At 72.9% G+C, this 26,627-nt stretch carries 29 protein-coding genes and 1 riboswitch; of the genes, 15 read left to right on the top strand and 14 right to left on the bottom strand.

Features of this window, described 5'->3' with window-relative positions:
* Positions 1-272 (top strand): PDZ domain-containing protein (locus tag ACRDTB_RS15515; RefSeq protein WP_431430982.1); only part of this gene is annotated, 272 nt, incomplete at its 5' end.
* Positions 273-666: 394 nt separating this feature from the next.
* Here the strand turns inward: ACRDTB_RS15515 and ACRDTB_RS15510 are convergent.
* On the bottom strand, positions 667-1,248 hold the full coding sequence (locus ACRDTB_RS15510; RefSeq protein WP_431430981.1) for a DUF664 domain-containing protein: 582 nt from the start codon (positions 1,246-1,248) through the stop codon (positions 667-669).
* A 10-nt stretch (positions 1,249-1,258) separates the two neighbouring features.
* Positions 1,259-1,888, bottom strand: a complete 630-nt coding sequence (locus ACRDTB_RS15505; RefSeq protein WP_431430983.1) for a hypothetical protein — start codon at positions 1,886-1,888, stop codon at positions 1,259-1,261.
* Between the two features lie 192 nt (positions 1,889-2,080).
* Between ACRDTB_RS15505 and thiC the strand changes: the two genes are divergently transcribed.
* The 5 genes from thiC to ACRDTB_RS15480 all read left to right on the top strand — a co-directional run bounded on the left by thiC (position 2,081) and on the right by ACRDTB_RS15480 (position 6,892).
* Entirely contained in the window at positions 2,081-3,712 is a 1,632-nt protein-coding gene (thiC, locus tag ACRDTB_RS15500) for a phosphomethylpyrimidine synthase ThiC (protein ID WP_431430980.1), read from the top strand.
* Positions 3,709-4,539: a bifunctional hydroxymethylpyrimidine kinase/phosphomethylpyrimidine kinase gene (thiD, locus tag ACRDTB_RS15495; protein WP_431430979.1), complete on the top strand. Its 831-nt coding sequence runs from the start codon at positions 3,709-3,711 to the stop codon at positions 4,537-4,539. Before thiC ends, thiD begins: the two co-directional genes overlap by 4 nt.
* Before the next feature lie 46 nt (positions 4,540-4,585).
* Positions 4,586-5,407 carry an ion transporter gene (locus ACRDTB_RS15490; RefSeq protein WP_431430978.1) on the top strand — a complete coding sequence of 274 codons (822 nt, stop codon included), beginning with the start codon at positions 4,586-4,588 and terminating at the stop codon, positions 5,405-5,407.
* Between the two features lie 109 nt (positions 5,408-5,516).
* Positions 5,517-6,416: an ion transporter gene (locus ACRDTB_RS15485; protein ID WP_431430977.1), complete on the top strand. Its 900-nt coding sequence runs from the start codon at positions 5,517-5,519 to the stop codon at positions 6,414-6,416.
* On the top strand, positions 6,356-6,892 hold the full coding sequence (locus ACRDTB_RS15480) for an HXXEE domain-containing protein (protein ID WP_431430976.1): 537 nt from the start codon (positions 6,356-6,358) through the stop codon (positions 6,890-6,892). The genes ACRDTB_RS15485 and ACRDTB_RS15480 overlap by 61 nt, the downstream gene beginning before the upstream one ends.
* A gap of 13 nt (positions 6,893-6,905) precedes the next feature.
* Here ACRDTB_RS15480 and ACRDTB_RS15475 read toward each other — a convergent pair whose 3' ends face one another.
* From ACRDTB_RS15475 to thiO, 3 genes are all read right to left on the bottom strand, one after another.
* Positions 6,906-7,661, bottom strand: a complete 756-nt coding sequence (locus ACRDTB_RS15475; protein WP_431430975.1) for a thiazole synthase — start codon at positions 7,659-7,661, stop codon at positions 6,906-6,908.
* A 1-nt stretch (position 7,662) separates the two neighbouring features.
* Complete coding sequence (gene thiS / locus ACRDTB_RS15470; protein WP_431430974.1) at positions 7,663-7,872, bottom strand: sulfur carrier protein ThiS; 210 nt, start codon at positions 7,870-7,872, stop codon at positions 7,663-7,665.
* The gene (gene thiO / locus ACRDTB_RS15465; RefSeq protein WP_431430973.1) at positions 7,869-8,963 is read right to left on the bottom strand and encodes a glycine oxidase ThiO; all 1,095 of its coding nucleotides are present in this window, start codon (positions 8,961-8,963) and stop codon (positions 7,869-7,871) included. The genes thiS and thiO overlap by 4 nt, the downstream gene beginning before the upstream one ends.
* A riboswitch (TPP riboswitch) is annotated at positions 8,959-9,068 on the bottom strand. (Overlaps the previous gene by 5 nt.)
* A 32-nt stretch (positions 9,069-9,100) precedes the next feature.
* On the opposite strand from thiO, the gene thiE reads away from it, so the two are divergent.
* Complete coding sequence (thiE, locus tag ACRDTB_RS15460) at positions 9,101-9,751, top strand: thiamine phosphate synthase (RefSeq protein WP_431430971.1); 651 nt, start codon at positions 9,101-9,103, stop codon at positions 9,749-9,751.
* Positions 9,752-9,850: 99 nt separating this feature from the next.
* On the opposite strand, the gene ACRDTB_RS15455 is transcribed toward thiE, so the two are convergent.
* Positions 9,851-10,765, bottom strand: coding sequence for a S1 family peptidase (locus ACRDTB_RS15455; protein ID WP_431430970.1), 915 nt, complete (start codon positions 10,763-10,765; stop codon positions 9,851-9,853).
* Between the two features lie 195 nt (positions 10,766-10,960).
* The gene (locus ACRDTB_RS15450) at positions 10,961-11,734 is read right to left on the bottom strand and encodes a hypothetical protein (RefSeq protein ID WP_431430969.1); all 774 of its coding nucleotides are present in this window, start codon (positions 11,732-11,734) and stop codon (positions 10,961-10,963) included.
* A gap of 120 nt (positions 11,735-11,854) precedes the next feature.
* On the opposite strand from ACRDTB_RS15450, the gene ACRDTB_RS15445 reads away from it, so the two are divergent.
* A complete protein-coding gene (locus tag ACRDTB_RS15445) occupies positions 11,855-12,808 on the top strand; it encodes a threonine ammonia-lyase (RefSeq protein WP_431430968.1) in 954 nt (317 codons plus the stop codon).
* A gap of 13 nt (positions 12,809-12,821) precedes the next feature.
* Here the strand turns inward: ACRDTB_RS15445 and ACRDTB_RS15440 are convergent, their stop codons facing one another.
* The gene (locus tag ACRDTB_RS15440) at positions 12,822-14,507 is read right to left on the bottom strand and encodes an MFS transporter (protein ID WP_431430967.1); all 1,686 of its coding nucleotides are present in this window, start codon (positions 14,505-14,507) and stop codon (positions 12,822-12,824) included.
* A gap of 238 nt (positions 14,508-14,745) precedes the next feature.
* Entirely contained in the window at positions 14,746-15,498 is a 753-nt protein-coding gene (locus tag ACRDTB_RS15435) for a GntR family transcriptional regulator (protein WP_431430966.1), read from the bottom strand.
* Between the two features lie 196 nt (positions 15,499-15,694).
* Here ACRDTB_RS15435 and ACRDTB_RS15430 point away from each other — a divergent pair, with 196 nt between their 5' ends.
* The 3 genes from ACRDTB_RS15430 to ACRDTB_RS15420 are packed head-to-tail and all read left to right on the top strand — an operon-like array spanning position 15,695 to position 18,248.
* Positions 15,695-16,732: an SIS domain-containing protein gene (locus tag ACRDTB_RS15430; protein WP_431430965.1), complete on the top strand. Its 1,038-nt coding sequence runs from the start codon at positions 15,695-15,697 to the stop codon at positions 16,730-16,732.
* Between the two features lie 44 nt (positions 16,733-16,776).
* Positions 16,777-17,244: a winged helix-turn-helix transcriptional regulator gene (locus tag ACRDTB_RS15425; protein ID WP_431430964.1), complete on the top strand. Its 468-nt coding sequence runs from the start codon at positions 16,777-16,779 to the stop codon at positions 17,242-17,244.
* Positions 17,241-18,248, top strand: coding sequence for an N-acetylglucosamine kinase (locus ACRDTB_RS15420; RefSeq protein ID WP_431430963.1), 1,008 nt, complete (start codon positions 17,241-17,243; stop codon positions 18,246-18,248). The genes ACRDTB_RS15425 and ACRDTB_RS15420 overlap by 4 nt, the downstream gene beginning before the upstream one ends.
* Here the strand turns inward: ACRDTB_RS15420 and ACRDTB_RS15415 are convergent.
* The gene (locus ACRDTB_RS15415; protein ID WP_431430962.1) at positions 18,232-18,972 is read right to left on the bottom strand and encodes a PP2C family protein-serine/threonine phosphatase; all 741 of its coding nucleotides are present in this window, start codon (positions 18,970-18,972) and stop codon (positions 18,232-18,234) included. The genes ACRDTB_RS15420 and ACRDTB_RS15415 overlap by 17 nt on opposite strands.
* Positions 18,969-19,613 (bottom strand): DUF3159 domain-containing protein, encoded by a 645-nt coding sequence (locus ACRDTB_RS15410; protein ID WP_431430961.1) that lies wholly within the window; start codon positions 19,611-19,613, stop codon positions 18,969-18,971. The genes ACRDTB_RS15415 and ACRDTB_RS15410 overlap by 4 nt, the downstream gene beginning before the upstream one ends.
* A gap of 320 nt (positions 19,614-19,933) precedes the next feature.
* Here ACRDTB_RS15410 and ACRDTB_RS15405 point away from each other — a divergent pair, with 320 nt between their 5' ends.
* From ACRDTB_RS15405 to ACRDTB_RS15390, 4 genes are all read left to right on the top strand, one after another.
* On the top strand, positions 19,934-20,407 hold the full coding sequence (locus ACRDTB_RS15405) for a DUF3887 domain-containing protein (protein ID WP_431430960.1): 474 nt from the start codon (positions 19,934-19,936) through the stop codon (positions 20,405-20,407).
* 364 nt (positions 20,408-20,771) lie between these two features.
* Entirely contained in the window at positions 20,772-20,945 is a 174-nt protein-coding gene (locus ACRDTB_RS15400; protein WP_431430958.1) for a hypothetical protein, read from the top strand.
* Positions 20,946-21,032: 87 nt separating this feature from the next.
* Positions 21,033-21,401, top strand: a complete 369-nt coding sequence (locus ACRDTB_RS15395) for a hypothetical protein (RefSeq protein ID WP_431430957.1) — start codon at positions 21,033-21,035, stop codon at positions 21,399-21,401.
* A 263-nt stretch (positions 21,402-21,664) separates the two neighbouring features.
* A complete protein-coding gene (locus ACRDTB_RS15390; RefSeq protein ID WP_431430956.1) occupies positions 21,665-22,561 on the top strand; it encodes an SGNH/GDSL hydrolase family protein in 897 nt (298 codons plus the stop codon).
* 87 nt (positions 22,562-22,648) lie between these two features.
* Here the strand turns inward: ACRDTB_RS15390 and ACRDTB_RS15385 are convergent, their stop codons facing one another.
* The 3 genes from ACRDTB_RS15385 to ACRDTB_RS15375 form a co-directional block, all read right to left on the bottom strand.
* A complete protein-coding gene (locus ACRDTB_RS15385) occupies positions 22,649-24,844 on the bottom strand; it encodes a BTAD domain-containing putative transcriptional regulator (protein WP_431430955.1) in 2,196 nt (731 codons plus the stop codon).
* A 473-nt stretch (positions 24,845-25,317) separates the two neighbouring features.
* Complete coding sequence (gene thpD, locus ACRDTB_RS15380; RefSeq protein WP_431430954.1) at positions 25,318-26,205, bottom strand: ectoine hydroxylase; 888 nt, start codon at positions 26,203-26,205, stop codon at positions 25,318-25,320.
* Positions 26,202-26,615, bottom strand: a complete 414-nt coding sequence (locus ACRDTB_RS15375) for an ectoine synthase (protein ID WP_431430953.1) — start codon at positions 26,613-26,615, stop codon at positions 26,202-26,204. Before ACRDTB_RS15375 ends, thpD begins: the two co-directional genes overlap by 4 nt.
* Between the last annotated feature and the right edge of the window lie 12 nt (positions 26,616-26,627).

Here is a 26,627-nt window from a genome sequence, read left to right as displayed (position 1 = left end):
CCGCCCCGCTGCCGGACGACGTCGCCGAGCGGACCGGGCAGCGCGCCGGGCTGCGGGTGATCGAGGTCGTGGGTGGCGGCCCCGCGGACCGCGCGGGCCTGCGCAAGGGCGACCTCGTGCTGACGGTGGCGCGCGAGCAGGTCCACGACGCGCAGGGCATCCAGCGCAAGCTCTTCGCCGAGGTGATCGGTACCGACCTCGCGGTCACGGTCCTGCGCAACGGCGCGATGGTCGACGTCTACGCCCGCCCCACGGAACTCACGATCGGCTGACCCCGCACCCCGACCAAACCCCGCACAACCCGACCAAAACCTCGCGCGCGCGATGCCCAACCCCCACCCGTTCCCGGGGGCGTCCCGCCATGCCAGTCTACCGGCGGGGGCCGACGGAGCAGGGGTGTGCGGGGTCGGCTGTGGACAGTTCGGGTGGTTGTGGACAGGTCAGCTTCGCGGCCGACCCGAGCGCGGCCAGCCCAAGCGAGAGCGGCTCGAGCGGGCCAGCCGGAGCCGGGCCAGCCGGAGCGGGGCCGGCCCGAGCGGGGCCAGCCGGAGCCGGGACCGCCGGAGCGGGGCCGGCTGGGGCGAGAGCGGCCCGGGCGCGGCTGGCCCAAGCGGGGACGGCTGGAACAGGGACGGTCCGATGCGGGGCCGGCAAGAGCGGGGCGGCCTAGCGAGAGCGGCCTGAGCGGAGGCGCCAGCCCGGGGGCGGGTCCTCGCCGACGCGGCCGTCCACCGCCTCGCGGAGCAGGTCGGCGTGCCCGCCGTGCCGGCCGTACTCCTCGATCACGTCGTAGACGAGCCGGCGCAGGCTGGCGTGCTGCCCGTCCGGCCCGGACACGTGCACGAGCTGGTCGAGCCCGCCGTCGGCCAGGGCCGCGTCGAGCCGAACGCGGGACCGGTCGACGGCGTCGTCCCAGAACGCGTAGAGCTGCTCGGGCGTGTCGTCGGCGGCCGAGGTGAACGGCCACTCGTACTCGTCGTCCCACTCGGCCGGGTTCCACGGCGGGCCGATCGGCTTCCCGGCCAGCTTGACGGTGAAGCTGAAATCCTCCACGACCGCGAGGTGCTTGAGCAGCCCGCCGAGGGTCAGCGTGGACGCGCCGACGCGGGCCCGCAGCCCGGACGCGTCGAGGTCGTCGGCCTTCCAGCGGAACGTCGTGCGCAGGCGCTCGAGTGCACCGACGAGGTGCTCGAGCTCGCTGCCGGCCAGGGGCGGCTCCCACGGGGTGTCGGTGTCCCTGTCGACCACGGCCGCCACCCTAACCCTCGGGATCCGCGGGCAGCCGCCGCCACGGTGCGAGCGGCAGGTTCGCCAGCGCCACGACGTGATCAAGCTCCGCGAGGTCCGCGTACCGGCCCGCGAGCACGCCCGACCGGACCGCGCGCAGCTGGGACCGGGTCACCGCGGAGCCAACGATGAGGAACGGCAGCACCAGCCGCAGCGAGTACACCACGGACATGCGCCGGCGGTGCGGGGCGCGCAGCGCCAGCACGGCCAGCCGCAGCATGTGGTCGGCGGCGGCCGAGGTCGTCCAGCGGGCGGCGTCCGCGGCCGCGCAGTGCAGGCAGACCGGGTCACCCGCACCGAGCTCGCCCCCACACTCCTCGCAACGCCGCAGCCGCAGCGCCCAGTCGCCGCACGTCCACGCGAACGTGCCGGCCTCCGCGGAGAGCACCCGGGCGGCTAGCGAACGCTCGGACTCGCTGCCCGCACTCGCCCGCTCGGCGGCCAGCAGCTCGCGCCAGTCGGCGAGCCAGCGTTCGTCGACGACCTCGGCGCAGCCCAGGCACGACGGGTAGCCACGGCCCGTCAGCTCGCCACAGGTCGAGCACGGTTTCACCGCCGGCCGATCCGGCGACCGGTGCGGCAAGCGCTCGTCAGCCGACATCGACACGTCTGCACCGTACTGGCTCGCCGCACGCCACCCTTGGCACCGCCCCGAGCGCGTGGCTATCGTCGAGGGCACGAAGCGGGAGCTCGCGCCACAGCGGGCTGAGAGGGCAAGTGGTGTCCATCCGAGGACCCGGCCTTGCCGACCGCCTGAACCTGACCGGGTAATGCCGGCGTAGGGAGGCTTTTCATGTCTGCTCTCGAGGACCGAACCGTGCGGCCGAGCGTGACCACCAGGCCCGTCACGGGCTCGGTCAAGGTGTACCGCGACGGCGTCCCGTTCCGGAGAGTCCAGCTGACGAACGGCGAGCACGTCGACCTGTACGACACCTCCGGCCCGTACACCGATCCGAACGCGAGCATCGACGTCCACAGTGGACTTCCGCGGCTCCGGGCGAGCTGGGGGCTGGAGCCGGTGGGCGGCGCGGTCACCCAGCTGGCCTACGCGAAGGCCGGCCTCATCACCGAGGAGATGCGGTTCGTCGCCACGCGCGAGGGCGTCGATCCGTCCTACGTCCGCGACGAGGTCGCGCGTGGCCGGGCGGTGATCCCGGTCAACCGCAATCATCCCGAGTCCGAGCCGACGATCATCGGCAAGAACTTCCTCGTCAAGGTCAACGCGAACATCGGCAACTCCGCCGTCTCGTCGTCCATTGAGGACGAGGTGGAGAAGATGGTGTGGGCGACCCGCTGGGGCGCGGACACAGTGATGGATCTGTCCACCGGCAAGCGGATTCACGAGACCCGCGAGTGGATCCTGCGCAACTCCCCCGTGCCGATCGGCACTGTGCCGATCTACCAGGCGCTGGAGAAGGTCGGCGGCGACCCGGCGAGGCTGTCCTGGGAGGTCTACCGGGACACCGTGGTCGAGCAGTGCGAGCAGGGCGTGGACTACCTGACCGTGCACGCCGGCGTGCTGCTGCGCTACGTCCCGCTCACCGCGAGGCGGGTCACCGGGATCGTCTCGCGCGGCGGCTCGATCATGGCCGCCTGGTGCCTCGCGCATCACCGCGAGTCGTTCCTCTACGAGCACTTCGTGGAGCTGTGCGAGATCCTCCGCCGCTACGACGTCACGTTCTCCCTCGGCGACGGGTTGCGGCCGGGCAGCATCGCGGACGCAGGAGACGAGGCCCAGTTCGCGGAACTGCGCACGCTCGGCGAGCTCACCCACATCGCGCGCGGGCACGACGTACAGGTGATGATCGAGGGCCCGGGCCACGTGCCGATGCACAAGATCGCCGAGAACGTCCGCCTCGAGGAGGAGCTCTGCGGGGAGGCACCGTTCTACACGCTCGGTCCACTCGCGACGGACATCGCGCCGGCCTACGACCACATCACGTCGGCCATCGGCGCCGCGCAGATCGGCTGGGCGGGCACCGCGATGCTCTGCTACGTCACGCCCAAGGAGCACCTCGGCCTGCCCAACCGCGACGACGTGAAGACCGGCGTGATCACCTACAAGATCGCCGCGCACTCCGCCGACCTCGCCAAGGGTCACCCGCGCGCGCAGGAGTGGGACGACGCGCTGTCGAAGGCGCGCTTCGAGTTCCGCTGGACCGACCAGTTCAACCTCTCGCTCGACCCGGACACCGCACGCGAGTTCCACGACGAGACGCTTCCCGCGGAACCGGCGAAGACCGCGCACTTCTGCTCGATGTGCGGCCCGAAGTTCTGCTCGATGCGGATCACGCAGGACGTGCGCAGGTACGCCGAGGAGCACGGGCTGTCCACTGTGGACGCGATCGAGACGGGCATGGCGGAGATGGCCGAGCGGTTCCACGAGCACGGCGACCGGGTCTACGTACCCGTGGTGCCCGAGTGAGCACGACGCCACCACGGGTGCTCACGATCGCCGGCTCCGACTCCGGCGGCGGTGCGGGCCTACAGGCCGACTTGCGCACGTTCTTCGCCTGCGGGGCGCACGGTATGACCGCGGTCACCGCAGTCACCGTGCAGAACTCGCTCGGGGTCAGCGGGGTCTCGGTCATCCCGGCCGACGTCGTCGCCGCCCAGATCGAGACGGTGGCCGAGGACATCGGCGTGCAGGCCGCGAAGACCGGCATGCTGGCCACCGCGGAGATCATCGCCGCGGTGGCCAAGGCGTGCGACAAGGTCCACATCGGACGCGACGGCGCGGTCCCGTTCGTCGTGGACCCGGTGGCCGCGTCCATGCACGGCGACCAGCTGCTGCACGACGACGCGCTGGACGCGCTGCGCACCGAGCTGTTCGGCCGCGCCACGCTCGTCACGCCGAACCTCGACGAGGTCCGGCTGCTCACCGGCATCACGGTGACCGACCGGGCGGGCGCGCGCGAGGCGGCGCGGGCGCTGCACGCGCTCGGCCCGCGGTGGGTGCTGGTCAAGGGCGGCCACCTGCGCGACGACCCGGAGTGCGTCGACCTGCTCCACGACGGCGAGACGTTCCTCGAGCTGCCCGCCACGCGGGTCGCCACCGTCCACACGCACGGCGGCGGCGACACGATGGCGTCGTCGATCACCGCGGCGCTCGCGCACGGCATGGACGTGCCGGACGCGGTCCGGTTCGGCAAGGCGTTCGTGACGCGGTCGGTCCAGCACGCCTACCCGCTGGGCGGCGGTGTGGGCCCGGTGTCACCGCTGTGGCGGGTCAGACCGCTACCGGAGATATAGACGAAATCCCCCTGGCCGGGCAACGACGCCGTTTAGTCTTCGGGACGTGCGGACCCGAGACAGAGCGCGTGCCCTGGTGGAGCACAAGCGTTTCCAGCAGTCCATCATCTGGATCATCGTGCTGAACGCGGTGACGCTCGGTCTCCAGACGTCCAGGCACGTGATGGCCGAGTTCGGCGGGCTGCTGGACGCCACGGACCGGATCGTGCTCGGGATCTTCGTGGTCGAGCTGGCGCTGCGCCTCTACGCCCACGGCTGGCGGTTCTTCACCGACTCGTGGAACGTGTTCGACTTCCTGATCGTCGGCATCTCGCTCGTGCCGGCGAGTGGACCGTTCTCGGTGCTGCGAGCGTTGCGGGTGCTGCGCGCGCTGCGGCTGATCTCGGCGGTACCGGCGATGCGCCGGGTGGTGTCCGGCCTGCTCGCCGCGGTGCCCGGCATGGCGTCGATCGGCGCGCTGCTCGGCCTGGTCATCTACGTCGCCGGGGTGATGGCGACCAAGCTGTTCGGCGAGATCTCGCCGGACTACTTCGGCGACCTCGGCAGGACGCTGTTCACCCTGTTCCAGACGATGACCGGCGAGGCGTGGCCGGACGTCGCGCGCGAGGTCATGGCCGAGGCGCCGATGGCGTGGATCTTCTTCGTCGTCTACATCCTCGTGTCGAGCTTCGCGGTGCTGAACCTGTTCATCGCGGTGATCGTGAGCGGGATGGAGAAGCAGGTCACCGAGGACCTGGTGGAGGCCGAGGACCGGCACGCGGCCGACCAGGCGGCGTCGGACCGGCTGATCCTCGACGAGCTGCGGGCGCTGCGCGCGGAGGTCGCCGAGCTGCGGGCCGCCTCGGGCCAGGCCCCGGAACGGACGTGACCGTGCGTGCCGCCACGCCCACCCCGCGGCCGGCTCGCACGCCGGTGGCGAGCCCGGCGCGGGCGCGGGCGTCGCGGGACGAGGTCGCGGCCCCGCACGGGGAGCGGTCGTGAGGTCGCGTGCCCGGGCGCTGGCCGACGCGCCGTGGTTCAGCCGGCTGATCGTCGGCGTGCTGGTGGTCAACGCGATCGCGATCGGCCTGCGGACGGCGCGGTCCGTGTCGGCGTCGCTGGACCCGCTGCTGGTGTCGATCGAGGTCACCGTGGTGGCGATCTTCGTGGTCGAGATCGCCATCAAGGTCACCGCGTACGGGCGGTCGTTCTTCCGCGGGGGGTGGAACTGGTTCGACCTAATCGTGATCGCCCTGTCGATCGTGCCGGCGTCGGGGACGCTGCTGATGCTGCGGACCGTGCGGATCCTGCGGACGTTCCGGCTGATCTCGGTGATCCCGTCCATGCGCCGAGTGGTGAACTCGCTGTTCACCGCGGTGCCGGGGCTCGTGTCGATCCTCCTGCTGCTGATGCTCGTGCTGTACACGTCGGCGGTCGCGGCCGTGCAGATGTTCGGCACGGTGGCGCCGGAGGAGTTCGGCAGCCTGGGCGTGGCACTGCTGACGATGTTCCGGGTACTGATCGAGGGCTGGCCCCCGGTGACGGACGTGGTGCTCGACGCGCGCCCGCTGAGCTGGATGTTCTTCGTCGGCTACATCGTGGTCACCGGGTTCATCGTGCTGAACCTCCTGATCGCGGTCATCGTCAACGCGATGGAACGCCAGGTGAGCGAGGCCGCGGCGGCGAAGGAGGAGAAGGAGGAACGCGACCACCACGCGGAGCTGATGGCCGAGCTCGCGTTCCTGCGCTCGGAGCTCGCCGCCCAGCGAGCGGAGCTGGCGGAGCTGGCCGGACTCCGCGAGACTCGCGAAGCCCGACCCCACCGGAGGAGGTGGCGATGGCTGCCCAGCTGGAGCTCGGCAAGGCCGCGACGTGGGGGCTCTTCGCGGCGTGGGTGATCCACGACGCGGAGGAGCTCGCCACGATGCCGGCGTGGGTCAGGCGGGTCCGGCGGCACCTCGACGGGAGGCTGCCGACCGCCGTGACGCGGCGCCCGGACGACCTCGGCCGCGGCGAGCACGTGGCGGTCGCGATGGGACTGATGGCCTGCCTCATGGCGACGGCGGCGGCCCGCGGCGCGCGCACGGACGGCCGAAGCCGCATGTACCAGGCCGTCCTGTACGGGTTCGGTGCGCACTCCGTTCCCCACGTGCTGTCCGCGGCCCTGACCCGTACTTACACGCCGGGCCTGGTCACCGCGGTGACGGTGGTGGCCCCGTTCTGGTGGTGGTCGTCGCGCCGGCTGCGGGAGGCCGGCGTGCCCCCGGCCCCGCTGCCCGCGGCGGCGTTGCCGCTGGTGCCGGCCTCGATCGCGGCCGCGCACCTGGGAGCCGGGTCGCTGCTGCGGTTGCGTGACCGGCTCCGGCGTCGCTGAGGACCGGCGCGCGTCAGCGGGGTGGGCTCGAAGCCTCGGCCCAGAACCGTTGGGGCACCCGGCCGGCCTGCCTCGCCAACCGGCCGGCGGCGACCGCGTGGCGCATGGCGGCGGCCATCTTCTCCGGGTCCTTCGCGCGGGTCACCGAGGTCGCCAGCAGGACGCCGGCGCAGCCCAGCTCCATCGCCAGCGCCGCGTCCGACGCCGTGCCGATGCCGGCGTCCAGGATCACCGGGAGGCCGGCGCGCGCGACGATCAGCCCGATGTTGTGCGGGTTGCGGATCCCCAGCCCGGTCCCGATCGGGGAACCCAGCGGCATCACCGCGGCGCAGCCGGCCTCCTCCAGGCGAAGTGCCAGCACCGGGTCGTCGTTCGTGTACGGCAGGACCGTGAAGCCGTCGGCGACCAGGGTCGTCGCCGCGTCGAGCAGCTCCACCGGGTCGGGCAGCAGCGTGCGATCGTCGGCGACGACCTCGAGCTTGACCCAGTCCGTGCCCAGCGCCTCGCGGGCCAGCCGCGCGGTGAGCACGGCCTCGGCCGCGGTCCGGCAGCCCGCCGTGTTCGGCAGCGGGTCGATGCCCAGGCGCCGCAACAGGTCCAGCACCCCGGTGCCGCCGGCGGCGTCGACGCGGCGGATGGACACGGTCGTCAGCTCCGTGCCGGACGCGATCAGCGCGCGCTCTAGCACCGCCAGGTTCGTCGCCCCGCCGGTGCCGGTGATCAGCCGCGAGGAGTACTCGCGACCCGCGATGACCAGTGGATCGTCCACGTCAACCTCCTTGGACGGCCGTGAGGATCTCGACGTCCGCGTCCGCGGGCAGCACGGTCCGGTCGTGGCGGGCACGCGTGCACACCTCGCCGTTCACCGCGACCGCGATGCCCGTGGCGGGCCGGTCCAGCGCGGCCAGCAGGTCGGCGACCGTGGCACCGTCGGCGATCTCCCGCGTGGCACCGTTGACTCGAACCCGCAAAGCGGTCACCTCCTCGTCGGGACGTGTCGGGCCGGGTCCGCCGCCCGCGCCGGTGCCGGCGGCTGTTCACCGGCGACCATGGCGTACACCGCGTCCGCGGTGATCGGGGCGAGCAGCAGCCCGTTGCGGTGGTGGCCGGCGGCGACCAGCACGCCCGGCTCCAGTGGGCCGACCAGCGGGAGGTTGTCCCGGCTGCCGGCCCGCAGCCCGGCGGCGGCCTCGGTCAACCCGTACTCGGCGATGCCCGGCACGACCCGCTCGGCGTCGGCGAGCAGGTCGCGCACGCCGCCGACGGTGACCTCCGTGTCGAAGCCGGCCTCGTACTGCGTGGCGCCGAGGACGACCTCCCCGCCCGCGCGGGGCACCAGGTACACCGGGCGTGACTCGACCAGCGCCCGCAGCGTGCGGGTCAGCGGCAGCGCACCCGCCCGCTCGCGCAGCCGCAGGATCTCCCCCTTCACCGGGCGCACCAGCGTGTCCAGCGCCGGATGCAGCGCGGCACTCCACGCGCCGGCCGCGATCACCGCCGTGCCGGTCTCCAGCACGCCGCCGTCGAGGAGGACCGCCCCCGACTCGACACCCAGCGCGCGCCGCCGGTCGAACCGGACACCCGCCCGCCGGGCCGCGGACTCCAGGCGGCGCAACAGCTCCCGGTTGTCCACCGCGAGGTCACCGGGCACCATCAGTCCACTTCGGACACCGGGGCCGGCGGCCGGCTCGCGCTCGCGCAGCTCTCGCCCGGTCAGCCGGTCGACCGCGCGGCCCAGCGAGGCGAGGTGCTCGGCGAGGACGTCCAGCTGCGCGGCGTCCGCGGCGTCGACCGCGGCCACGACCGTGCCACCGGTCAGCAGCGGGACGTCGAGCCGCGCGGCGAACTCCGGCCAGCGGTCGAGCGAGGCAGCGCCCAGGTCGAGCAGGGCCTCCTCACCCGGCCAGGACTCGGTGACCGGCGCGAGCATGCCGCCGGCGACCCACGACGCGCCCCGCGCGGGCGCCGGATCGACGACGGTGACCTCGTGCGAGACGGCCAGGCGCCACGCGACGGACAGCCCGATGACGCCGCCCCCGACGACGACGATCTCGCGGACGATCTCACTCACGGCATCTCACGCTCCCTGCGCCGGCATGATCCGGGTCAGGTTCGACGGTCGGGATCGGCGGATCCCCTCTCAGCCCGGTGCCTCCGGACTCCCGTGCGGACCACCCTCCACGGTAGCGCACCGGTTAGCGTTGAGCCGTGCCTGGACTCGACGGAACCCGCGTCCGCCGCCGGCTCGCGGACGCGCGGCTGTACCTGTGCACGGGGCTGCGGCCGGACCTGGCGGAGTTCGCGGACGCCGCGCTCGCCGGCGGCGTGGACGTGGTGCAGCTGCGGGAGAAGGGGCTCGAGGCGCGCGACGAGCTGGCCGCGCTGGCGACGCTGGCGGAGATCTGCGCGCGGCACGGCGCGCTGCTTTCGGTGAACGACCGGGCGGACGTCGCACTCGCGGCCGGGGCGGACATCCTCCACCTCGGCCAGGACGACCTGCCCGTGCCGTGGGCCCGCCGAATCGTCGGCGACGAGATCGTCATCGGCCGGTCGACGCACGACCGGGGACAGGCCGCCGCGGCCGCCGCGGAGCCGGGCGTCGACTACTTCTGCACCGGCCCGTGCTGGCCGACGCCGACGAAGCCGGGCCGCCCGGCACCGGGCCTGGACCTGGTCCGGACGACCGCGGCGGCCGGCCCGGACCGCCCGTGGTTCGCGATCGGCGGCATCGACGAGGCCCGGCTGCCGCGGGTGCTGGCGGCGGGCGCCACGCGGGTCGTCGTGGTCCGCGCCGTCACGGAGGCGGCGGACCCCCAGACCGCCGCCTCCCGCCTGAGCTCGGCGCTGACCGGCGGCTGACCCGGTACGCGCGGGGAGGCGGGACATGGGCGGCGGACGAGCCGGCAGGGTTCGGCCCGTCCGCCGCGGGCACGAGTGCGGTGCCCTCGAGGGTGTGGCTCAGCCCGTGTACAGGGTCAGGCGCCACACGCTCAGTGGTTCGGTGATCGGCTGGAAGAACGTCGTGCCACCGGTGCGGCAGTTGCCGGAGCCGCCGGAGGTCAGGCCGACCGCCCGCACGCGCGAGCCCGAGCCGGGGTTGGTCACGAGCGAGCCGCCGGAGTCACCCGGCTCCGCGCACACGTTCGTGCGGATCATCTGGAACACGCAGCCCTGTGCGTAGCACACCGTCTGGTTCGTGGCGGTGACGCTGCCGCAGTGCCAGCCCGTCGTCGAGCCGGAACGGCACACGGCCATGCCCCCGAACGCCGAGGCGGCGCCGGTGACGGTCACGTCGCTGCCGGCGGAGTACCGGTCGACGCGCGGGGTCGACACCGCGGAGGACGACGCCACGTGGATCGCGCCGTAGTCGTTCCCCGGGAACGACGAGCCCGCGACGCGGCCGATCGTGCCGCCGGGGCCCGACCAGGTGCCGCCGAGATCGGTGCAGTGGCCGGCCGTGATCACGTACCGGGCGGAGCTGGTCCGGGCGTTGAAGCCCGCCGAGCACCGGGAGCCGGAACTGGTCCGGATCGCCTGGCCACCGATGATGTTCCACATCGGCTCGTAGGCTTGCGGCACGTGTTTGATCATGACGGCGCCCGCACCGAGCGTGGACGCCCAGTCCGAGACGGCCGCGTCCGATCCGTGCACTTCGACGACGAGCGATCTGCTCGCCTTGTCGACGTACCATCCGGTCACTGAGCCCGGCCGGGTCGCGGCCGCCTTGTCCAGCTTGACCTGGGCGACGGACAGGTCCGCCACGGTGCGGGCGGAGGTGTCCGCTCCGGCCGTCGCCGGTGCGGCCATGGAGAGTGCCACGCCGACGGCGAGCAGGCCCGCGCCCGCCCAGCGCAGGAGAGAATTGCGTTTCATCGGTTCTCCCTCGACTTGGGTAGCAGGGAACCCGAAAGCGGCAAGGGATAGATCCGCTCCCGGGGCAAGAGGGATCTGGTTTTTTCGCCATCCGGGACGGATGACGATAATGAAACTATTTCTCGAAGCTGTTTTCGGATATCGGCCGTTCGGGGACAACAATTGCCATTGTGTCCTCCGCCGCGCTACTAACAGTCAGCCCGACTGACCGGTCGGCGGCACCGGCACCGGCACCGAACCGGTCGGCTCGGCGCCGGTCGTGGTGCTCGGCGGACTCGTCCCGGGCTCGCTCGGCTCACCCGGCTCGCTCGGCGGATCGGTCGGCTCCTCGCCCTCGCCGGCCGGTGGCGGCGTGACCGTGACCGTCTCGGTGGCCGGCGGCGTCGTCGACTCACGGGTGGGCGCCGGCGCGTCATCACGTACGCCGCCCTCGTCCGGCTGCTGCCGGACGATGCCGCCGACGGTCGTTCCGTTCCCCCCGGACAGCGGCTCGCCGCGCACCCACTCGACGCCGGTGACCACCAGCATGCCGACCACGAACGCCAGCACACTCGCGGCGATCAGGGCCGGCCAGCGCAGCCGGCGCCGCGCCGGTGGCTGGTCGCTCTCGTCCTCCCCGGCTTCCTCTTCATTCTCTGTCAGGGTCTCGGCCTCGTGGTCGGGCGCCGCTCCCGCGGCGGCCGGCGCTTCGGGCTCGGGTTCGGCCTTCTCCTCGACCAGCGTGACGCGGGTCGGGCCGGCGCGTGTGACCACCAGGTTCCGCACGGTGCGCACGCTCTGCTTGGTGCGCTGGATGGATCGCAGGTAGAGCGCGCCGCCCACGGTGGTGATGACGCTCGCGAGCCCGGCCCCGACCACCGTGCCCGCGACGCCCATGGTCGAGCCGAGCACCGCCGCCGTGACCGCGGCCATGGCCCCGGCCAGGACCTGGGTGAACCGGATGCTGTCGGTGTCGGACTTCTCGCTCATGATCCCTTGCCTGGTCGCCACTTCCACCGTTCCCCAACGACGAGGACGGGCGGTTTGCTCCCCGGGTTGGCTCGTGGTGAGCAGCAACACAGTCCACTATGGACAGTGCATACTCGTGGGATGGACCTGGTGACCGTCGAGGAGATCGCCGCGGCTGCCGAGCGGATCGTGGATACCGCGGTACGCACCCCGCTGCTGCCGTGCGACTGGGCGGATGCCGACCGTCCATTATGGCTCAAGCCGGAGAACCTGCAGCCGATCGGCGCGTTCAAGATCCGCGGCGCGGCCAATGCCATGGCTCGGATTCCGGAGTCCGCGCGGCCACGCGGGGTGGTCGCCTACTCCAGCGGCAACCATGCGCAGGCGGTTGCCTACGTGGCGAAGCGGTTCGGCCTGCCGGCGACGATCGTGGTGCCGGAGAACACGCCGGCGGTGAAGATCGAGGCCACCCGGTCGCATGGCGCGGAGGTGGTCGTCGCGGCGATCACCGACCGGGAGATCGTGGCCGAGCGGCTGGTCACCGAGCGCGGCGCGACGCTGGTCCCGCCGTTCGACCACCCGGACGTCATCGCCGGCCAGGGCACCATCGGTCTCGAGATCGCCGCCGAGCTGCCGTCCGTCGAGCTGGTGCTGGTGCCGGTGAGCGGTGGCGGCCTGGCATCGGGCATCGCCACGGCGATCAAGGCCCGCTGCCCGGCGGCGCGCGTGGTCGGCGTCGAGCCGGCACTGGCCGCCGATGCGGCGGAGAGCCTGGCCGCGGGCCGGCTGGTGCGCTGGCCGGCGGCCGACCGCGCACGGACGATCGCCGACGGGCTGCGGGCCGAGCCGTCGGAGCTGACGTTCGCGCACCTGAGCACGCTCGTGGACGGCATCGTGACGGTGTCGGAGGAGGAGATCCGCGCGGCGGTGGCGCTGCTGGCCCGCCGAGCCCACCTGGTCGCGGAACCGAGCGGCGCGGTGACGACGGCCGCGTACCTGCACCGCGCCGCCGACCTACCACGCGGCCGCACGGTGGCCGTCGTGTCGGGCGGCAACATCGACCCGACGGACCTGGCCGCCCTGCTCGCCACCTGACGCCCGGGTTCGGTCAGGCCGCCTCGTCGGGCTTGGCCGCGGGTGCCGAGCGGCGGCGCTGCGGGACGATGTGGGTCGGCGGGCCGACGATGCCACAGCTGAGGCACTCTCCCGGCCGCGGCGCCTCGGCCGCCGTCTCCGGAGCAAGGCCGGCCGCCACCAACGGCTCGGGCTCGGCAGGTGCCGGCTCCGCGGGAACCGGCTCCTCGGTCGCTTGCTCGGCGGACACCGGCTCGGTCGGGCGCGACTCGGCCGCGCGCGGCTCGGCCTGGCGAGGTTCGGGAGCGGCCGGCCCCAGGACGTCGTTGCGGACGCCCAGCGCCAGTACGCCCCCCACCACGCACAGGCCGGCACACAGCCACATCGCCGTCTGCCAGCCCGCGGTCAGCGCCACCGGGTCCGCGTACGCCGCGCCGCTGAGCCCGGCCGCGGCCGGGAGCACGGCCACCGCCAGCAGGCTGCCGGTCCGGGCGATCGCGTTGTTCACGCCCGACGCGACGCCCGCGTGCCGGTCCGCGGCCGACGCCAGCACCGTCGCGGTCACCGGTGCCACCACCGTCACCAGGCCCAACCCGAAGAGCACCGTCGCCGGCCCCACCACCAGCAGGTACGACGCGCCCGGCGTGACCTGGGTGTACCACAGCATCGCCGCCGCTATCAGGAACGGCCCCACCACGAGGAACCAGCGCGGCCCGAACCGCTGCGCCGCCTTGCCCGAGCGCGCGGACAGCAACAGCATCAGCGCCGAGATCGGCAGGCCGGCGAGCCCGGCGGCGGTCGGCGAGTAACCGAGCGAGATCTGCAGCTGCAGGACGAACAGCATCATCACGCCACCGAGCGCCGCGTACACGACGAACGTCAGCGCGTTCGACACCAGGAAGGTCCGGTTCGCGAACAGGTCCGGCGGCACCAGCGGGTCGTGCGAGCGGCGCTGCACCACGACGAACGCGGCCAGGCACCCGACGCCGACCACCACCGACACCAGCACGAGCGGATCCGCGAACCCGCGCCCGGGCCCCTCGACCAGCGCCGCGGTCAGCCCGGCCAGCCCGAGCGCGCCGAGGACCGAGCCAGCCAGGTCCGGGCGCCCGCCCATCTGCTGGTCGCACGACTCCGGCACGAACCGCCGGGTGAACCACACGCACAGCAGCGCGATCGGCACGTTCACGAGGAAGGCCAGCCGCCAGGACCACACCTGCACCAGCATGCCGCCGACCAGCGGGCCGACCGCGCCGGCGATCCCACCGAGCCCCGACCACGCGCCGATCGCCCGCGCCCGGTCCGTCCGCACGAACGACGACTGGATGATCGCGAGTGCCCCCGGGGTCAGCAGCGCACCGCCGATGCCCTGCAGCACGCGCGACACGACGAGCATCTCCGTCGACTGCGCGAGCCCGCACAGCACCGACGAGACGCCGAACCAGGCGACGCCGAGCAGGTAGATCCGCCGCCGGCCGTACCGGTCCCCCAGCGAACCGGCGATCAGGATCAGCGCGGCCAGCGACAGCAGGTACCCGTCGAGGATCCACTGCAGCCCGGACACCGACGCGGAGAACTCCTGCCCGATCCGCGGCAGCGCGATGTTGACCACCGTGCCGTCGAGGAACGCCATCCCCGAGCCGAGGATCGTCGCCGCGAGCACGCCGCGGGCCGCCGGACTGCCCCAGCGGACCTCACCCCGGCTCAGCGCTGTGCTCACGGTTCGCTCCACTCCTCCGCTACTCGCCGTCTTCCCTCCTCACGTGCTCGGCGCTGACGCACCTGCGCGCGATCGTCAGTCCAGACGGCGAACGCTCCGTCGCTCCCGCTCACGGCGCTCACGGTTCGCTCCACTCCTCCGCTACTCGCCGTCTTCCCTCCTCACGTGCTCGGCGCTGACGCACCTGCGCGCGATCGTCAGTCCAGACGGCGAACGCTCCGTCGCTCCCGCTCACGGGTCATGTCGGCCGGTTCAGCTCCGCCACGAACTTGTACCGGTCGCCGCGGTACACCGAGCGCACCCACTCCACCGGGCGCTCCGTCATGTCGTAAGAGTGCCGGGACAGCAGCAGCATCGGCATCCCGACGTCCGCGCCGAGCAGCTCGGCCTCGTGCGGGCCGGCGAGCGCGGTCTCGATGGTCTCCTCCGCGTGGCCCATCTCCACGTCGTAGCGCTCGCGCAGCACCTGGTACAGCGAGCCGCCCGCGGAGACGTACTTTCGCAGGCCGCGGAACCGGCCGAGCGGCAGGTGCGAGGTCTCGATCGCCATGGGCTCGCCGTCGGCGAGGCGCAGCCGCTGCATGCGGAGGATCTTCGCACCCGTACGGACACCGAGCAGCGTCGAGAGCTCACCCTCGGCCGGGATCTCGGCGATGTCGAGCAGCCGGGACGACGGCTCGCGGCCCTGCGCGCGCATGTCCTCTGTGTACGACGACAGCTGGAGCCGTTGCGCCACCTTCGGTTCCGCCGCGAACGTGCCCTTGCCCTGCACCCGCAGTAGCCGGCCTTCCACCGTCAGGTCGGCGAGCGCCTGGCGAACGGTTGTCCGAGAGACGTCGAACTCGGCGGCCAGGGAACGTTCGGTCGGGATCGGCGAGCCCGGTGGCAGCGAGCTGAGCAGCTCCAACAGGTGCCGCTTGAGCCCCCAGTACTTGGGCTCACGCAGCGCACGACCGGTGTCGGGCTCGTGCGCGGCCGACGTTTCCAGCATGGCTCCTCCAGACGACGACTTCCCTGCTACAGGATGCCTTCCCAACGGCCCGCGGCGCGATCACACCCGCCGGATGTGGGAAATCCGTTACTCCCGTGGCTGCTCCCATGGCGCTGGCCCACCCTACAGCGATAGCATGATTGGTCTAGACCTACTCGCCGGTCAAGGAACGAGCACGACGGCAGCTGGAGGACGAATGCCCGGTGCGGGCGCGCTGATGGCCGCGGAGATCGCCGAGCAACCGGCCGTGTTCGACGCCGTGGTCACGCGGCGCGCGGAGCTGGCCGCGGTCGCCGAGCGGCTGGCCGCGCACCGGCCGCGGTTCGCGCTGCTCGCCGCGCGGGGTTCGAGCGATCACGCCGCGCTGTACACGAAGTACCTGATCGAAGTACTCCTCCAACTTCCCTCTGGTCTCGTGTCCCCGTCCACGACCACCCTCTACGGCGCCGAGCCGGACCTGGCCGGCGTGCTGTACGTGACCGTCAGCCAGAGCGGCGGCTCGCCGGACCTGGTGGAGGCGACGCAGGCGGCCCGTGCCCGCGGCGCGCTGACCGTCGCGGTGACCAACACCCCGGACTCGCCGCTCGCGCGGATCGCCGAGCACGCGGTGGAGATCGGCGCGGGCACCGAGCGCGCGGTCGCCGCCACCAAGACCTACACGGCCACGCTGCTCACCACCTACCTGCTGGTCGACGCCGCGCGCGGGGGCTCGGGCGAGGAGGTGGCGAACATCGGCGAGCTCGCCCGCGCCACGCTCGCGGGCTCGGCCGGCGCGGTGACCGCGGCGATGGAGCGGTACCGGGACGTGGAGCGGCTGGTGACCACGGGGCGCGGCTACTCGTCGGCCACCGCGGCCGAGGCGGCGCTCAAGCTCGCGGAGACCAGCTACCTCGGCGCCCGCGCGTACAGCGGCGCGGACCTGCTGCACGGCCCGGTCGCGGCGATCGACTCGCGCACCGGCGTGATAGCGGTGACCAGCCGGGGCCGCGGCGGCGACGCGATGCGCGACGTGGTGCCCGCCGTCCGCGACCGCGGGGCGGACGTGCTCGCGGTCGGCTCGGCGGCCGCCGACGTGCCGGCGTCCGCGCGGATCGACGTGCCGGCGACCGCCGAGGAGGTCGCGCCGATCCTGGAGATCCTGCCGCTGCAGCGGCTCGCGCTGGAGCTCGCGCTGGCCCGCGGCGGCGACCCGGACCAGCCGCGCGGGCTGAGCAAGGTGACCCGAACCCGGTGACCAACTACTTACCCGCGGTGGCGGCGACCCCTACACTTTCCGGGGTGCGAAGGACATCGTTCGCCCGCTGGCCGTGTTCCGTCGCAAGAACCATGGACCTTCTCGGTGACCAGTGGACGCTGCTCGTGCTCCGCGAGGCGTACTACGGTGTCCGCCGCTTCGACAAGTTCCAGGCCTCGCTCGGCATCGCCCGCAACACGCTCACCGAGCGGCTGGATCGCCTCACCGGCGCCGGCCTGCTCGACCGGGTCCGCTACCAGGACCGCCCGGCCCGCTACGAGTACCCGCTGACGGACATGGGCCGCGACTTCTTCCCGGCGCTCGCCGCGATCATCCGGTGGGGCGACCAGTGGCTCGACGGTGGCGCGGGCCCGCCCGCGCTGCTGCGCCACCTCGACTGCGACCGGCACACGACCGCCCACGTGCACTGCGCGCACTGCGGCGGCACGCTCGACGCGGACCGGGTGGTCTTCGAGCCAGGCCCCGGACTGTCCACTGTGGAGGCACCGTGAGCGAAAGCATGGAAGGACGCCTTCCGGACACTCAACGTCAGGAAGGCGTCCTTCCTGGCATGTGCGTGGTCGGGGTCGACGCCGGTGCCACGTCCACCCGGGCGCTCGCGATCGGGTTGGACGGCGCGGTCGTCGGGCGCGGGGCGGCCGGGGGCGGCAACCCCAACTCGCACCCGCCGGAGCTCGCGGGCAAGCGGGTCGCCGAGGCGGCCCGGGACGCGATCGCCGGTGGCGGCGAGGTCCTCGCGTGCGTGCTGGGCATGGCCGGCGTCAGCAAGTTCACCGACGCGGACGTGGTCGAGACCTACATCTCGTCGCTGCGGCAGGTCGGTGTCGGCTGCCGGATCGAGATCGTGAGCGACGCCGAGGTGGCGTTCGCCTCGGGCACCGCGGAGCCGGACGGCGTGGTGCTGATCGGCGGCACCGGCTCGATCGCGGCCCGCATCGTGGATCGCCAACTGGTCTCCTGGGTCGGCGGCCTCGGCTGGATGCTCGGCGACGAGGGTTCGGCGTACTGGATGGGCCGCGAGGCGGTGCGGGTGACGTTGCGGCGACTGCAGACGCTGGAGCCACCGAGCCCGCTGGGCGAGGCCGTGCTGCGGGCGTCGTTGCCCGGGCGCACGTCGACCGACGGACCCCGCCTGGCGAACCAGCTGATCACGGCGGCGAACGCGGAGCCGCCGATCCGGCTGGCCCGCTTCGCGTCGACGGTCAGCGAGTACTGCGAGACCGACCCGGTGGCGGCGAAGATCGTCGACGACGCCGCGGAGCTGCTCGCCCGGCTCGCGATGGACGCCCGCCCCGCCGACGAGCGCACGCCCATCGTGCTCGCCGGCAGCGTGGTCGGGCCGGACAGCCCGGTCGGCGTGGCGCTGCGCCGCACGCTCGCCGCGTACACGCCGGTGCCCGTGGAGTTCGCACCGGACGGGGCGGTGGGCGCGGCGTGGCTGGCCGCTCTCGACGTCTCGGGTCCCGACGCGCCGCGGCCTAGAACGGGATCCTGAGCACGATCGCGGTGGCGTTGTCCTGGCCGCCGGCCACGTCCGCGGCGGCCAGGATGCGCTCGACCATCGCGCCCGGCTCGATGTGCAGCCGCAGGATCTCCCGGATGCGCGGGTAGGGCACCTGCTCGGCGACGCCGTCGCTGCACAGCAGGTAGACGTCGCCGGGCGCGGGCACCACGCTCAGCACGTCCGGCTCCGGCCGCGCGGCGTGCCCGACGTAGCGGGTCAGGTGGTAGCGGGCGGCGTCGGCCTGCGGCGAGTCGAGTGGGTAGAGCCCGTGCGCCACGCCGAGCCAGGCCATCGTGTGGTCGACGGTCAGCAGCTCCAGCAGGTCGTCGCGGAATCGGTAGACGCGCGAGTCGCCGAGCTGGGCGATCCAGAGCGTGGCATCGACGCCCTCCGCGTCCTCCGCGTCCGCGGCGAGCAGCGCGGTCAGCGTGCAGCCGGCCATGCCGACGTCGCGCCGCGCGATCTCGGAGACCTGGTCCTGCGCGGCGGCGACCGCCTCGCGGATCGACCGCGGCCCGAGCTTGCCCCGCGCGGCCGTGATCCCCTCGACGAACGTGTCCACAGTGGTCCGTCCGGCGAGCGCGCTCCCGTCGCTGTCCCCCATGCCGTCCACGACGACGGCGAGCAGCGGGTCGAGGTCCAGGTGCGCGACATCGAAGTTCGCCCGATAGCGGCGACCGACCTCGCTACCGAGGGCCCCAGTTAACGCACTCACGAACGCATCCTAGGGTGCCGAAGCCCCGGATGGTCCGCCGGAAGTGACCTTCGCAGTACAACCGCGCTGGCCGCGACGGTCGCGGCGACGAGCGGCCAACTGAGCGCGACACGGGCGACACCGAGCGCGACCACCCAGCCGGACCACCACAACAGGCCGAACACGATGACTCGCAGCGTGTACTGGCCGAACACCCACACCCAGCTCGCCAGCCCGTACGCGCGCAGCAGGTCAGGGTCCCGGCGCCATCGGGTCTTCTGGCCGAGCAGCACGCCGACGACGACGCCGAGCAGCGGCCAGCGGATCAGGATACTGACCGCCCAGGCGAGCGCGCTGGCCACATTGGACAGCAGCTGGACGAGGAAGAAGTCCTGCGCGCGCCCGGTGTAGAGCGCGACCAGGGCGGCCGCGGACACGGCGGCGACGCTCGCGAGCACCGCGGTCACCCGGCCGCCGCGGAGCAGCCGCAGCAGGCCGACCAGCGCGCCGGCGACGACCGCGGCGAGCGCACCCCAGGCGATCGACCGGCCCGACGCGAGCCAGCCGAGCACGAACACGGCCGGTGGGATGGTCGCGTCGACCGCTCCGCGCCGGCCGCCGAGCAGCTCGCGCAGGGAGGTCCCGGTCGCCTGGTCGGTCACGGTGTCCAGCCTGCCTCATGGCCTCGTAGTTAGGTAGCCCTAACTTGCCACGTGGCACGTCTTGTTATTCCGTGCTTGGTGCCCGAAGCACGGAATTGGCGGTGTCCATGGCGAACGCGTCCTCGTCGGCCTGCGCGGTCTGCGGTCGGCGAATTCCCGCACAGCACGGAAAGGGCAGGAGACGCCGATACTGCTCGGCGACCTGCCGTAGTGCCGCGCGGCGTTCTCGCGCCGCCTCTGTCAAAGACAGCTTGACGTATTCGCCGCGTCAAACGCACCTTGACGGCGAGGGAGGCCGCTGCCCGGCGCCGCTGGACGGGGTGTCCCGGGCCCGCGATCGGGCGCGCAGTGCCGAGGAGGCCCTGCGGCGGGCGGTCGAGCGGGCCCGGGAGACCGGCCACACCTGGCAGGAGATCGGCGACGTGCTCGGTACTTCACGGCAGGCGGTGTTCCAGCGCTTCGGGCGGCCGGCCGGGCCCCCGGTGCCGTCCGGCGTGGTGGAGCGCGCGATCGTGTTGCTCGCCGACGTCGCGGCGCTGCGGTGGAGCGCGGTCCGGGCGGACTTCGACGAGCGGATGCTCGCGGAGATCACGCCGGAGAGGCTGGCGGAGGTGTGGGCGCAGGTGGCGGCCGGCGTCGGGAGGTACGAGCGGATGGGCGAGCCGTACGCGCTGCGGGCCGGCGAGCTCACCGTGGTCAACGTGCCGCTGCACTGCGAGGCGGGCGAGGTGCTCGGTCGCGTCGCGTTCAACGCCGACGGCAGCGTCGGCGGGCTGTACCTGCTGCCCGCCTGACCTCCCTCACGTCCGTTGTCGAGGTGGGAGGTACTCGTGAGGCGATCGCTGGTCCTGGGCATGCTCGTCGTGGCGCTGCCCGCGCCCTCGGTTCCGGTGGCGAACCCGCTGCCGGCACTGGACTGGGTGGTGTCGGCGTCCACGCGGCCGCCGGTTTCCGAGGCGGAGCAACGCGAGCACCTGTCGGCGTCGTGGCTGGTCGCGCTGTCGGTGGACGAGCGCGGCCTGATCCACACGCTGCGCTTCGTCCCGTACGTGCCGTCACCGGCGTCGTGGTCCGAACTGGACAGTCGGCCGCGGACACGCGGGTCTCCTTCGGCACCTACGACCTCACCGGCGGCTGCCGTGACGGCACGCCCGCCCAATGGGCTCGGCCTTCAAGCTGTACGTGCTGGGCGCGGTCGCCGAGGGGCGGCCGAGCTGGGACCGGGAGCTCGCGATCCGCGAGGATCGGAAGAGCCTGCCGAGCGGCGCGCCGCAGGACGAACCGCCCGGGACGCGGTCGCCGCTGCGCGACGACGCGACTACGCGAACCTGATGATCTCCCGCAGCTACCGCTACCAGGTGCTCGCCGGGACGTACCTCGCGCGGCCGCCCGGGGCTGCGCGCGGCCCTGCTGCCGGTCGTGGACTCGGTGCCCCGCAACGGGATCCGGCCGTGGACCGAACCGCGTACGCTGGAGATCGAGTGGTTCGGCTCCCCGCACGACATGTGCGAGGCGTTCGCCGGGCTCCGGACGGCCGGTGACCCCGCGGTGGGCCATGCACTGTCCATAACGGACGGTGGCATCGGTCTGGACCGGGCGAGCTTTCCCGAGGTCTGGTTCAAGGGTGGCTCGGAACCGGGCGTGCTGACGCTGAACCACCTGGCCCGCACCGCGGACGGCCGGGTGCTGGTGTCGAGCCTGATGCTGTCGGACCCGGACCGCGCGCCGCCCGGGTCCTCCCGGGCCGAGGCCATGGCCCTGGTCCGCGGCGGCCTGGAGCTGGCGTAGGTTCGTCCGTTCGGCTCGAGTGGTCCGTTCGGACCACGAGCATTTCGCCGCGGTAACCGGACGGTCACGAGACGCCGCCGGTTCGCGCGAAATTCGGGCGCGGACCGAACGACGAAGTGCCAATGTTGTACGAGGTGGATGCGCCAGTGTGGAGCCCCGGCAGGCGCACGGTGGAGTGCCGCCAACCGACGGTGGCGTAGGTCGGGAATCACACGGCATCCTGAGCGTTGCGAAAGGATGGGGAACCGGGAGGGGAGGCGACCGTGCCAGGGTTGTCGAGTTGGGTGGCGATCGGGGACAGCTTCACCGAGGGACTGAGCGATGTCGCACCGGACGGCTCCTATGTGGGGTGGGCGGACCGGCTGGCGCGGACGCTTGCCGTGCGGGACCCGCGGTTCCAGTACGCCAACCTGGCCCTGCGCGGGAAGCTGCTGCGGGAGGTCATCGACGAGCAGGTGCCGGTGGTGCGGCAGGTACGGCCCGACCTGGTGACCATCTGCGCCGGCGGCAACGACCTGATCGTGCCGGGCAGCGACGTCGACCAGCTCGCCGACCAGTTCGAGCAGGCCGTGATCACGCTGCGGGAGGCCGGATGCGAGGTCGTCGTCTTCACCGGGCCGGACCCGAAGGGGCAGCCCGTCGTACGCCGCGTCCGGGGCAAGGTCGCCATCTACAACGCCCACCTGCGCGCGATCGCCGACCGGCACGGCGCCAAGCTCGTCGACCTCTGGGCCATGCCCGTGCTCATCGACCTCCGCGCGTGGAGCGACGACCGGCTGCACTTCTCCTCGGAAGGTCACCGGCGGATCGCGTTGCGTACGTCGGAAGTCCTGGGCGTCGCGGTCACCGAGGACTGGCGCGAGCCCTGGCCGCCGGTCGATCCCACGCCGTGGTTCCGCTCGCGCCAGGCCGATCTCGCGTGGACCCGCACGCATCTGTTGCCGTGGGTACGCAGGCAGTTACGGGGCGAGTCCATGGGCGACGGACTGGTCCCCAAACGGCCCGAGCTCGAGCCGTTCGTCAACCAGAACACGGGAAACGGCCGGGCGGCCGCGATCTCGGAAGGCGTCCTTCCTGGCATTTCCGCAGCGAGAACCGGCCGGCACAGTCCCCCATCCACGCCGGCCGGCTCGCTGGGCAGCACACCCCCACGTTGGTAGTGCCGCCGCGGCGCTCACATCAGGCTCCGGACGTCGAGCACCCGCGCGCAGCCTCCCACTCCGGGGCGCCGATCGGCTAAACGTTCGCTAAACGACCAGCCGCACGGTCCGCCCGATCACCGCCGGCCCCAGCGTCCGGGTGCCCTCGGAGAACTCGCTCGCCAGCCGCGCCAGCCACACGATCTCCTGCTCCTGCCCGGTTTCCAGTCCGGCCTCGACCACCGCGAGCAGGTTCGCCCACTCCTGGTCGATCCAGTCGATCGCGTCCGCGGGGGAGGACATCGCCGCGCAGGGCACGTCCGGGAACCGCTCGCTCACGGGCTTCTCGTCAGCGGCTCCCGCGCGTAGCTGACGTTTCGCCAGGTCCGCACCTATCAGGTAGTAACGGCGCAGCCGCGCCCGCGCCGCCTCTTTGTCCACACCGGACAGCTCGTGCTCGGCGAGCTCCTGGGCGTGCAGCCGGACCAGGTCGTGCATGACGAACACGTCGCGACTGGTCTCGGTGACCACGAAGGACCCGGCCAGCATCCGCAGCCACCGCCGGGCCTGTTCGACGTCCACACCGCACAGCGCCGCCACCGGGTACGGGCCGATCATCGTGCCGGGGAACAGCCCCAGCACCCGCACGGTCTTCGCGTGCTCGGGCCGCAGCCGGCGGTAGGTGACGTCGAGCGCGGCACGCACGCTGGTGTCGGCCTCCTCGAGGTCCAGTGCGGACAGCCGGCCGCGCTCGTCGGCGAGCTCCTCGACCAGGTCCGCGACCGACCACTGTGGACCGCCGGTGAGCCGCGCGCCCGCGATCCGCAGCGCGAGCGGCAGGTGCCCGCACAACCGGGCGAGCCGACGCCGCAGCTCACGGTCCCGGCCCTGCGCGGGCGTGCCGGCCATGTGCTCGAGCAGCGACTCCGCCGCGTCCGCCGCGAGCGTGCCGAGCACGAGCAGCCGCGCCCCGGTCCACGCCACGAGCGCGTCCAGCCGTACCCGCGTCGTCACGACGACGAGCGACGACGAGCCCGCGGGCAGCAGCGGGCGGATCTGCTCGGAGTCCCGCGCGTCGTCGAGCACCACCAGCACCCGGCGGTCGGCCAGGATCGACCGGTACAGCGCCGCCCGGTCGTCGACGTCGACCGGCACGTCGTCCACGCTCACGCCGAGCGCCAGCAGGAACTGCGTGAGCACGTCGGCGGCGGAGGCCGGCGCGTGCTGCGGGTCGAACCCGCGCAGGCTCGCGAACAGCTGCCCGTCCGGGAACCGGTCAGCGACCCGGTGCGCCCACAGCACCGCGAGCGCGGTCTTGCCGACCCCGGCCGGTCCGGCGAGGACGGCGACGGCGGACTCGGCCGGCTTCGTCTCGCCCGGCAGCAGCCGCGCGAGCCACGCGAGCTCCTCCTCCCGGCCGGCGAACCCGGACGGCGCGCGCGGCAGCTGCGCGGGCACGAGCACGCCGATCCGCGGCGTGATCACCGGCTCCGGCGAGGGCTCGAGCAGCGTCGTGTCGTCGCGCAGCACCCGCAGGTGCAGGCCGCGCAGCTGCGGTCCGGGGTCCATGCCCAGCTCTTCGGCGGCCCGGTGCGCGAAGCTCTGGTACGCGGCGAGCGCGGTGGCCCGGCGCCCCGAGCGGTAGAGCGCGAGCACGAGCTGTCCGACGAGCCGCTCGCGATAGGGCTGTTCGTCGACCAGATGCGTCAGCTCACCGATGATCTCGTGGTGCCGGCCGAGCTCGAGGTCGGCGTCGAAGCGCGCCTCGAGCACGGCGAGTCGCAGCTCGGTCAGCTCGGGCGCGACGAGCCGGCCGCCGAGGTCGGCGAGCTCGGTGCCCCGCCACAGCGCCTGCGCCTGGCGCAGCAGGTCGGCCCGGCGCACCGCGGGCGTGCCGCGCGCCTCGGCGAGCAGCGAGCGCGCGACGGTCACGTCGATCAGCGCCTCGTCCACCTCGATCCGGTAGCCCGGCGAGGCCGTCGCGATCCGTACGTCGCTCCCGGCGCCTGTGCCCGTGCCTGTGCCGCCGTCGATCTCCGCGAGGCGCTGGCGCAGCCGGGACACGTAGCCCTGCACCATGGTCCGCGCGCTCGCCGGCGGCTCGTGGCGCCACAGCACGTCGACCATGCGGTCGAGCGGCACCACCTGGTTCGGCTCGAGCAGCAACATCGCGAGCACGCCCCGCATGCCGGGCCCGCCGATCGGCACGTTGCGACCGTGGACCAGGACCTGCACCGGACCGAGCAGGCAGAACCTCAGCCCGGCGACCGTCGCGGCGGCTCGCGAGCCGTTGTCGTCGGCCACGTCACCACCCCCAGTGACACCGGGCGCTTCCGCCCGGTTGATGTGCACAAGGTACGGGCTAACCCGCCGCGAAGCGATCTCCGTGGTAGGCGCGTCCTCCAGATGGCCTAACGGCCGCGACGACTGCGCGTGACTGGCGCCGGCTTGGCCTCCGCCCCCGGTTCACCAGCCTACGCGGAGGGACCGACACTCCCGTCCGGCGACAGCCGGCCCTGTGGACAAGCACTTCTGTCCGCTTTGGTCCTTCCCTCGGCGCGTCTCGCCCACGCGTCGCCACGGATCACGCCGTACGGGTCGTTTCTCGCTGGCGCGATCCCGCTGCCGATCAGCCGCAGGTGCCGCCGGCACGCGGGGGCCCCCCGATTTCCAGTCTATTCGGCGGGTCTGACGGTTTCGGCCGGTGCGGCTCGGCTGGGGACAAACGGCCGGCGCGAGTGGAGTGCGCCGGCCGTCCGTCGGTCCGCCTAAACGGCTCAGCGGCTCAGCGGAGTGAAGTCGCGGTCCGCCATGTGCGCCGGGCGTGGTGGGGTGCCGCCGTACGGGGCCACCAGCGTGTTCTCCACGCTGTTGAACACCAGGAAGATGTGCGACCGCGGGAACGGCGTGATGTTGTTGCCCGCACCGTGCATCAGGTTCGCGTCGAACATGATCGCCGAGCCCGCCGGTGCGGTGAACTGCTCGATGCCGTACGCGCTCGCGAGGTTGGTCAGGTGCTCGGCACTCGGCACCCCGATCTCGTGGTCGGTGATCGCGGTCCGGTAGTGCTCCGGCGGCGTCCGGCCCGCGCACGGCACGAACGTCCGGTGCGAGCCCGGCATCAGCATCAGCCCGCCGTTGAACGGGTGGTGGTCGGTCAGCGCGATCGACATGCTGACCGCCCGCGGCGTGGGCATGCCGTCCTCGGCGTGCCACGTCTCGAAGTCCGAGTGCCAGTAGTGCCCGCGCCCCTCGAACGCCGAGAGGTACGTCGCCCGGCTCTGGTGCACGTACACGTCCGAACCGAGGATCTGCCGGGCGCGGTCGAGCACCCGCGGGTCCCGCACGAGCTCGGCGACGAGCGCGGACGCCCGGTGCACGCCGAAGATCGTGCGCACCTCGCCGTCCTCGACGACGACGCCGTCGGCCGGGCGCTCGGCGGCTAGCCGGTCGAGCTCGTGGCGGAAGGCGTCTACCTCCGGCGGGCTGAGCAGGTCGTTGTGGATCGAGTAGCCCCGGCTGTCGTGTCCCGCCAGGGTCGCCGGGTCGAGCGGACCGACCGCCGCGGTGGTCCACACGGTCGGCTCCGTGCGGTCGAGCAGGTCGGGCTCGCCGGCCATCCTTGTGGGATACGGATCGGCGGTCCCGGTGTCGGTGAGCGTCATGCGCTCGTCCCCTCCATCTCGGGTTTTTCTTTGATCAGCGGATAGACGCCGTTCTCGTCATGCACCTCGCGGCCGGTCACCGGGGGGTTGAACACGCACACGGTGCGCATGTCGGTGCGCGGCCGGAGCTGGTGGTGGTCGTGCTTGTCCAGCAGGTAGAGGCTGCCGGGCCGCAGCTCGTGGGTCGTGCCGGTCGCCTTGTCGAGCAGCTCGCCCTCGCCCTCGATGACGAACACCGCCTCGACGTGGTTGGCGTACCAGAAGTCGTTGACCGTGCCGGCGTAGAGCGTCGTCTCGTGGACGGAGAAGCCGACGCCCTCCTTGGCCAGCACGAGCCGCCTGCTGCGCCAGTTCGGCGTCTTGATGTCGCGGTCGGTGTCGTCCAGTTCCCGCACCGATCTGACCAGCATGTACTACTCCTC

It is taken from the genome of Actinophytocola sp. (assembly GCF_050699935.1).
Taxonomy (GTDB): Bacteria; Actinomycetota; Actinomycetes; order Mycobacteriales; family Pseudonocardiaceae; genus Actinophytocola.
Note: the sequence above shows the minus strand (reverse complement) of the source record. Positions and strands in the feature narration are given on the sequence as shown.

Coding starts and splice junctions, on each gene's coding strand:
- ACRDTB_RS15505 (WP_431430983.1), bottom strand. CDS start 1,888: ATGTCGGCTGACGAGCGCTTGCCGCACCGGTCGCCGGATCGGCCGGCG.
- thiC (WP_431430980.1), top strand. CDS start 2,081: ATGTCTGCTCTCGAGGACCGAACCGTGCGGCCGAGCGTGACCACCAGG.
- ACRDTB_RS15480 (WP_431430976.1), top strand. CDS start 6,356: ATGGCTGCCCAGCTGGAGCTCGGCAAGGCCGCGACGTGGGGGCTCTTC.
- ACRDTB_RS15455 (WP_431430970.1), bottom strand. CDS start 10,765: ATGAAACGCAATTCTCTCCTGCGCTGGGCGGGCGCGGGCCTGCTCGCC.
- ACRDTB_RS15450 (WP_431430969.1), bottom strand. CDS start 11,734: ATGAGCGAGAAGTCCGACACCGACAGCATCCGGTTCACCCAGGTCCTG.
- ACRDTB_RS15445 (WP_431430968.1), top strand. CDS start 11,855: ATGGACCTGGTGACCGTCGAGGAGATCGCCGCGGCTGCCGAGCGGATC.
- ACRDTB_RS15435 (WP_431430966.1), bottom strand. CDS start 15,498: ATGCTGGAAACGTCGGCCGCGCACGAGCCCGACACCGGTCGTGCGCTG.
- ACRDTB_RS15430 (WP_431430965.1), top strand. CDS start 15,695: ATGCCCGGTGCGGGCGCGCTGATGGCCGCGGAGATCGCCGAGCAACCG.
- ACRDTB_RS15400 (WP_431430958.1), top strand. CDS start 20,772: ATGGGCTCGGCCTTCAAGCTGTACGTGCTGGGCGCGGTCGCCGAGGGG.
- thpD (WP_431430954.1), bottom strand. CDS start 26,205: ATGACGCTCACCGACACCGGGACCGCCGATCCGTATCCCACAAGGATG.
- ACRDTB_RS15375 (WP_431430953.1), bottom strand. CDS start 26,615: ATGCTGGTCAGATCGGTGCGGGAACTGGACGACACCGACCGCGACATC.